The sequence below is a fragment of the Microcystis sp. LE19-10.1B genome, assembly GCF_027530565.1.
Classification (GTDB): Bacteria; Cyanobacteriota; Cyanobacteriia; order Cyanobacteriales; family Microcystaceae; genus Microcystis; species Microcystis aeruginosa.
The window spans coordinates 1-6,527 of the sequence record NZ_JAPZQM010000476.1 but is presented as its reverse complement, the minus strand read 5'-3'; the positions used below and the strand labels follow the sequence as shown (position 1 = coordinate 6,527).

Here is a 6,527-nt window from a genome sequence, read left to right as displayed (position 1 = left end):
TGACTCCTAACCCCACCAATAAACTTTTTCAGCCAACCCTAAATAATACCTTTCGACAAAGGATTTCTCGGCTGGTGAGAGAGAGTCTATCTTTCTCTAAAAAAATGGAGAATCACGTTGGGGAACCCTTTGGTATTTTATTCATGACTACAATGCCCAATTAGCAAAGGTTTGAGCTATCACCACTACAATAAAATCACTACCCAAATTTCATTCCTCTACGCAGAATTCACACCACCTCAAGTTCAATGCCAGACCAGAAGCTCATCAGAGCAACTTGATTCGCAATTGGCAGCCCACCACATCCGCCTTCCCATACCTAGTCGGCAATAACGGGTACGGTAGGGATCGAACCTACAACCGTCCGCTTAGAAGGCGGATGCTCTATCCATTGAGCTACGTACCCAAGAAAGCACAATTATAGATTATAGCTCCAACAGTGACAAGTGGTAGGACTAATTTTCGCCGTTGCCCCTCTTTGCCACTGTCCAAGCTTAATGATGGTGGTGATGTCCGTGGTGATGATGGTGATCGGAATGAATGTGAGGAATTGTTACAGAACTATTGACAGATAAAGCCTCTTGTGATAGTAAAGCTTCGATATGTTCCTCGGCCCAATCGGCGACCATCTGGCAAAATTCGGGGTTATCGTTGACACAGGCCATCTGCACATAATTAACCTGGTTGTGTTTGCGGCGTAAAGCTTCGATAATATGCTCCACATCCAGCAAAGTTTCGTGATTTTCCGTAGCAAAGCCAATTGGCATGAAAATTAAAGCTTTGGCCCCCAATTCGATTAAATTCTTCGCCGCTAACTCTGCATTCGGTTGCGTCCATTTAATTAAAGGGGTTTGGTGATTTAACCAACCCACAGAAATCAAGGGATAACGATAGATTAATTTTTCCTGGACTAACTCGTATAAAGCTTGACTTTCATCGATTCCCGACGTAAATCCCTTAGCTTCGTGGGGACAACCGTGATTCATTAAAATAATGCCAATTTGCGAGGGAAGACAGCTACTAGCTACCTCGGCCGCGATTTTTTCCTCCACTAACCGCGCCATTAGCTCTATGTAAGCGGGTTGGTTATAAAACGAGGGAATATAGCGCAATCCTTTGACCCAATGTTCCCCCGTTTGTCCCTGAGCTAAAGCTTTGTTAACTTGTTCGATCGCAATGCCACTGGTAAAGATAGAATCAACAACGAGGAGAGGATAGATCAAAATTTTCTCGAATCCCCGTTCGCGGATTTCCGTTAACACCTGTGCCGGTAAAAAAGGCGCGCAGAAGTTAAACGCTTTGAATACCTCCACCCGATTACCCCATTTTGCCTGTAAATTGCGCTCGATTTCCTGTCTTTGATGCTCGAAAATGTGGTTATGGGGCGAAATAAAGTGATTATGCTGGTGCTGCCATTCGTGTAGGTCAAATAGGGCCAATAATTTCGCTAGGGGAGGATAAACCCAAGTCGGTACAGGAGCGAACTTAGCCGTCAGCAAATTTAAGGCCTGTTCATTATAGTTGGCAAAGTCCTCATAACTCTCCACTTCCCCGTATCCCATCAATAATACCGCCACTCGATCGCTGTGGTTGTGGGTAGCGGCTAACTGTTGTTGATCTGAAATGGCAACCACGTTTTTAACCCCGATTTTCTAAGTGAAAAACGCTATATCACTGGGATAGTAGCACTTTTCTATCCTATCCCCTAGCACGGGATAGACCGCTAAAAATTTATAACCTCTACAGAATCATACAGATTGCTTATCATCCTCATTAATAAAACGAGATGTAAAGAAACTTTAAATAATGTTAAGATCGTTGTAGTCCCACCTATGAGAGATATGACAGCAGGCGTGTTTGGTAGCTTACCTTTTCCCAATCAGAGCGGCGATCAACTCATCAGTAAGGCGGTGAGTGCTGCGATCGCTGCATTATTCAAACGGACAGGCAAGCTGAAAGCCACTGTCCGCGCCGAACCCGTGGCCAAATTACTGCAAGGCAGTATCGACGGTTTTGACTTTATCGGTCAGTCGATGCTGATGTACAATGGCCTACGCATCGAAGCCATGGAATTGTATGTACAAGCGGTGGCGATCGATTTTAGTGCCATTTTTACCGGACAGGTAAAACTCCGTCAACCGACGCGGGCCACTTTGCGGGTAGTTTTAACGGAAGAAGACTTAACCACCTCTTTTAATACACCTTTTATTGTCGAAAAACTGCAAAGATTAGAGTACGAAGGTAAATCAATTCACTGTCAGAACACGGAATTAATTCTCAATGACGATAAAACTTTAACCCTGAAAAGTCTAATTAAATTGGGAGAAGAAGAACCAATTCTTCTAGAAATGACCACTGCTGTGGTTGTGGAAGAACGGCGAAAAATTCAATTTGTTGAGGTGGTTTATCAAGGGGACGAAAGATCGAAAGCTTTAGGAGAAGCTTTAATCAGCCATGTTAACAACCTCATGGATTTAGATAAATTTGCTCTCGATGGTACTCAATTAAGGGTCGATCGACTACGTTTAAAAGATAAACAGATCATCTTTTATGGCATCGCCGATATCGAGCGTTTTCCCCAAAGAAAATAGGCAATCATCAACGGGTCTAAAAATATCAAGAGTTTTACAGACTTTACCCTAAAAATGAAGTATAACCTAATTTGGTATTGACTCCTGAATCCTGACTCCTGAATCCCCAAAACGAAAACCTCGTATCTCACCATTGAGATAACTACTGTGGCTTTTAATCGTGCTTGTGGTTACAGGGAGGCACAGGATCGTAACCTCCGGGGTGAAAGGGATGACAACGGAGAATACGCTTAATTGCTAACCAAGAACCCCGCAGCACACCAAAGCGATCAATCGCTTCCATGGCATACTGGGAACAGGTGGGTTGAAAACGACAGGAAGGGGGAAATAGCGGCGAAATAAACCGTCTATATCCCTCAATTAAGCCAATAAAAATTCCTTTCATCAATGTCACCTCGATCGCCTAAACTAAATAGATAGTCAATTTTCGCTTTTGCCACGTGGAACTATCCCACTCTCTCCTATTTTCGATCGGTTTAGTCGCCTGTTACCTAGCTGTTCTGATTCTGATCGCTGAAAAATTAAAAAGTCTTTTCAGTACCGATGGCGAAATTACCCGCAAAGTTGTCCACATTGGCACAGGAAACGTCATCCTTTTTGCTTGGTGGTTAAATATCCCCGCTTGGGTGGGAATAAGTGCGGCCATCCTAGCGGCAATTATTGCTATCCTATCCTATTTTTTCCCCATTTTACCCAGTCTTAATAGTGTTGGCCGCCGCAGTTGGGGAACTTTTTTTTATGCTGTTAGTATCGGTGTTCTCGTGGCTTATTTTTGGCCAATTTCTCACCCCGAATATGCGGCAATGGGTATTTTAATTATGGCTTTAGGAGACGGATTAGCAGCCCTAGTGGGACAAAATTTTGGTCAACATCCCTACAAAATTTTCGGCAGTGGCAAAAGTCTGGAAGGTTCCCTGACTATGTTAGGAGTCAGCTTTCTAGTCAGCTTGATTATTTTATCTTTTGTTAATGGCATTAATCCGCCAATTATTCTAGTATCTTTATTAACAGCGATCGGAGCCACTATTCTAGAAACTTTCTCGAAACTAGGTATAGATAATCTCACTGTACCCGTTGGTAGTGCCGCAATTGCCTATTTTCTTACCCAAATTTTCATCTCAAGCTAGGCTATCTCAGCTTATTCACAAGGGCCGAATCTAAAACCTCATTGGTTAAGCTAAGTAGGGAGGCACAATTATTTGTTAGGATGGGTTAGTAGTAGCGTAACATGAGCGGGTGTTGGGTTTCATGCTTCAACCCAACCTACGTTCTATGTTAGCAATCAGCTTTTTAGTCAGCTGTACCGATAACTGATAACTGATAACTGATAACTGATAACTGATATGACCTTTACTATCACTCAAAACCAAAATCAATATCTTACCTATTGTCTCAAGGATGAAGAAGCTGACGCTTATCTGGAAGTGGTTCCCGCTAGGGGAGGAATCATCACCCGTTGGCGAATTTGCGGAGAAGATATTTTATATCTGGACAGAGAAAGATTCAAAGATCCTAACCTCAGTGTGCGAGGAGGAGTCCCGATTTTATTCCCTATCTGCGGCAACTTACCCGATAATACCTATCAACACCAAGGCCGAAACTATAGCCTCAAACAACACGGATTTGCTCGTGATTTACCCTGGCAAGTGAGCAAACAAAGCACCGAAACTGCCGCTAGTTTAACCCTAGAATTAAACAGTAATGAAGCAACTCGTCAAGTCTATCCCTTTGATTTTCAATTAATCTTTACCTATCAACTGCAAGGAAACAGCCTCAAAATTCACCAAAAAGTTATTAATCTTTCACCCGAAAAAATGCCCTTTTCTATCGGGTTCCATCCCTATTTTCAAGTCACCGATAAAACCCGATTATCTTTTGATATTCCCTCCTCCCAATACCTCGACCAACGCAGGAAAACCCTCCATTCCTACTCCGGCAACTTTGACTTTAATCTCGAAGAAATTGATGCCGCTTTTCCGCAAATTACTCGCCATCAAAGTAGTTTTAGTGATTCCTATCATCAGCGTCAAATTATCCTCAGTTACGATAATCTCTATACAACTATAGTTTTTTGGACTCTGAAAGATAAAAATTATATCTGTCTCGAACCCTGGAGCGCCCCCCGCAACGCCCTCAACACAGGCGAACATTTGAACTACCTGGAACCCCAGAGTAGCCGTGAGGCGATCGTGGAAATGCGAGTCAATCAAATTTAAATTACCCCTTGACTTAGCCCAGATAAGATGTTATATTGATGAATCGTGTGCAGAACACGAAACGGGTCGCTAGCTCAGCGGTAGAGCACTCGGCTTTTAACCGATTGGTCTTGGGTTCGAATCCCAGGCGACCCATAAAAACTTACTGATACAGAAAGATTGACTTGTCTTCCCCTGTCTATGGATTAGCCTTGCATACCAGCAGTCCCCAACTAGGACTGGCCCTCTCTAATTTCAGCGATGATAGTCGTCAACAAACTTGGGACTTAGACAGGGACTTATCGAACCTATTCCACCCCTATCTAAAACAGTTCCTAGCCCCGCAAAAATGGGCTGATTTAGCCTTTCTAGCCACCGCTAAGGGGCCGGGGAGCTTTACCAGTACCCGCATCGGTATAGTCACGGGTAGAACCCTAGCACAACAATTACAGCTACCGATTTTTACCGTCTCCAGTTTAGCGGCCTTTGCTTGGTCACAACGGGATTTTTACCCCCTTGATACCCATCTAGCCCTAGAAATGCCCGCAACTAGGGGAAAATTGTATGTGGGCATCTATCGGGGTAATCGGGTTTATTTAGCTGATAGGCTGATGACTCCAGAACAATGGCAGCACACTTTAGAAAACTTAACTATTTCCTATCAAAGATTAGCCACACCCAGTTATTTAGGCATAAATGCCGCCGATATCCTCGATTTAGCCCATTTGGACTGGCAAACGGGAAAACGCCCCCATTGGTCGGAGGCGCTACCATTTTACGGGATGTGATTAATGGATTTCTTGCAAAAATCAAAAATCTTCCGTTAGGTGAGGAGTAAGGAGCCAGTAGTCAGGATTCAGGAGAATTAAGAATGAGCATTAATCAATTAAATGCTCTAATTGGGAATTCCCTCTTTTTTTCAAACTATAGCCAGCTAGTCCGAGGGTTACTAATCCTAAAACTGTGCTAGGTTCTGGGACAGGTTTCACGGAATAAATCGCCACATTACGACTGACTTCATTGGCAACAATTAACAGGGGAGTACCATTGGGACTATCGGCAGCGGGAATAAATAATAATCCTTCGGGAGAGATATCGCCTAATTGCCAATCGTTGATATAATCAACAAAGAAAGGATGACTAGGGTTGGTGATATCATAAACCATGAAACCGCCAGCCCTTTCTATTCCCACAAAAGTATAGAGACGATTGCCTACAGTTCCCACGGCTAAACCTTCCGGTTCCGGGCCGCGGTTATCGCTACGACTATCGAAACTACTAGGAGTACCATCGGAATTAAAGATACTAGGAGTTAGGGGAGTTGCCGAAAAAGCCGCCAAAATTTGTTCAAAATCATCGCCGCTATCGAAGACTTGGGACAGTCCATTAGTGACATTCCAAATCGAAAAAGAACGACCACCGTAGGCAAAAAGTTGACTATATTGACCTTGGTCGTTACGTCCGTCGATGCTAGAAACATCCAAACGGCCGAGATTTTGGGCTAATTGCAATTCGGCGGCATTAGGAAAAACATTGGGGTCTAAGGTTAAACTAGAAACTCGTCTGGCCTCATCTCTAGTATCCCCTTCGTTGGCAGTAATTAGGGTTAGCTGAATAAATCTAAAAACCTTGTTGGGTAAGACTTTTAGACTTTTTGTCAATCAAAAAGTACCAGATATGGGAGTGGTCGGGGGGAAAATTCCGGGACTTTTTCCCTGAAAATTAGGTAATTTACCCGATG

The 6,527-nt window shown here is 43.4% G+C and carries 7 protein-coding genes and 2 tRNA genes; 5 read left to right on the top strand and 4 right to left on the bottom strand.

Annotated elements, in window-relative coordinates:
• Positions 1–333: 333 nt before the first annotated feature.
• Both O9332_RS17255 and O9332_RS17250 read right to left on the bottom strand, forming a co-directional pair.
• Positions 334–406: transfer RNA gene (locus O9332_RS17255), tRNA-Arg, on the bottom strand.
• 88 nt (positions 407–494) lie between these two features.
• Positions 495–1,634, bottom strand: a complete 1,140-nt coding sequence (locus O9332_RS17250) for a ferrochelatase (protein WP_288026602.1) — start codon at positions 1,632–1,634, stop codon at positions 495–497.
• A gap of 198 nt (positions 1,635–1,832) precedes the next feature.
• Between O9332_RS17250 and O9332_RS17245 the strand changes: the two genes are divergently transcribed.
• Positions 1,833–2,591: an LmeA family phospholipid-binding protein gene (locus O9332_RS17245; protein ID WP_002757745.1), complete on the top strand. Its 759-nt coding sequence runs from the start codon at positions 1,833–1,835 to the stop codon at positions 2,589–2,591.
• Positions 2,592–2,745: 154 nt separating this feature from the next.
• On the opposite strand, the gene yidD is transcribed toward O9332_RS17245, so the two are convergent.
• A complete protein-coding gene (gene yidD / locus O9332_RS17240; protein WP_002785407.1) occupies positions 2,746–2,976 on the bottom strand; it encodes a membrane protein insertion efficiency factor YidD in 231 nt (76 codons plus the stop codon).
• A gap of 55 nt (positions 2,977–3,031) precedes the next feature.
• Between yidD and O9332_RS17235 the strand changes: the two genes are divergently transcribed.
• From O9332_RS17235 to tsaB, 4 genes are all read left to right on the top strand, one after another.
• Positions 3,032–3,718 (top strand): diacylglycerol/polyprenol kinase family protein, encoded by a 687-nt coding sequence (locus O9332_RS17235; protein ID WP_002757750.1) that lies wholly within the window; start codon positions 3,032–3,034, stop codon positions 3,716–3,718.
• A 216-nt stretch (positions 3,719–3,934) separates the two neighbouring features.
• Complete coding sequence (locus O9332_RS17230) at positions 3,935–4,807, top strand: aldose epimerase family protein (protein WP_288026599.1); 873 nt, start codon at positions 3,935–3,937, stop codon at positions 4,805–4,807.
• 63 nt (positions 4,808–4,870) lie between these two features.
• Positions 4,871–4,942 (top strand) — tRNA-Lys (locus O9332_RS17225).
• A 29-nt stretch (positions 4,943–4,971) separates the two neighbouring features.
• Entirely contained in the window at positions 4,972–5,574 is a 603-nt protein-coding gene (gene tsaB, locus O9332_RS17220; RefSeq protein WP_002757754.1) for a tRNA (adenosine(37)-N6)-threonylcarbamoyltransferase complex dimerization subunit type 1 TsaB, read from the top strand.
• 90 nt (positions 5,575–5,664) lie between these two features.
• Here tsaB and O9332_RS17215 read toward each other — a convergent pair whose 3' ends face one another.
• Positions 5,665–6,447 (bottom strand): choice-of-anchor I domain-containing protein, encoded by a 783-nt coding sequence (locus O9332_RS17215; protein WP_288026597.1) that lies wholly within the window; start codon positions 6,445–6,447, stop codon positions 5,665–5,667.
• Positions 6,448–6,527 lie beyond the last annotated feature (80 nt).

Excerpts from the sequence above, each read along its gene's own strand:
- O9332_RS17245 (WP_002757745.1), top strand. The coding sequence starts at position 1,833 with ATGAGAGATATGACAGCAGGCGTGTTTGGTAGCTTACCTTTTCCCAAT.
- yidD (WP_002785407.1), bottom strand. The coding sequence starts at position 2,976 with ATGAAAGGAATTTTTATTGGCTTAATTGAGGGATATAGACGGTTTATT.
- O9332_RS17230 (WP_288026599.1), top strand. The coding sequence starts at position 3,935 with ATGACCTTTACTATCACTCAAAACCAAAATCAATATCTTACCTATTGT.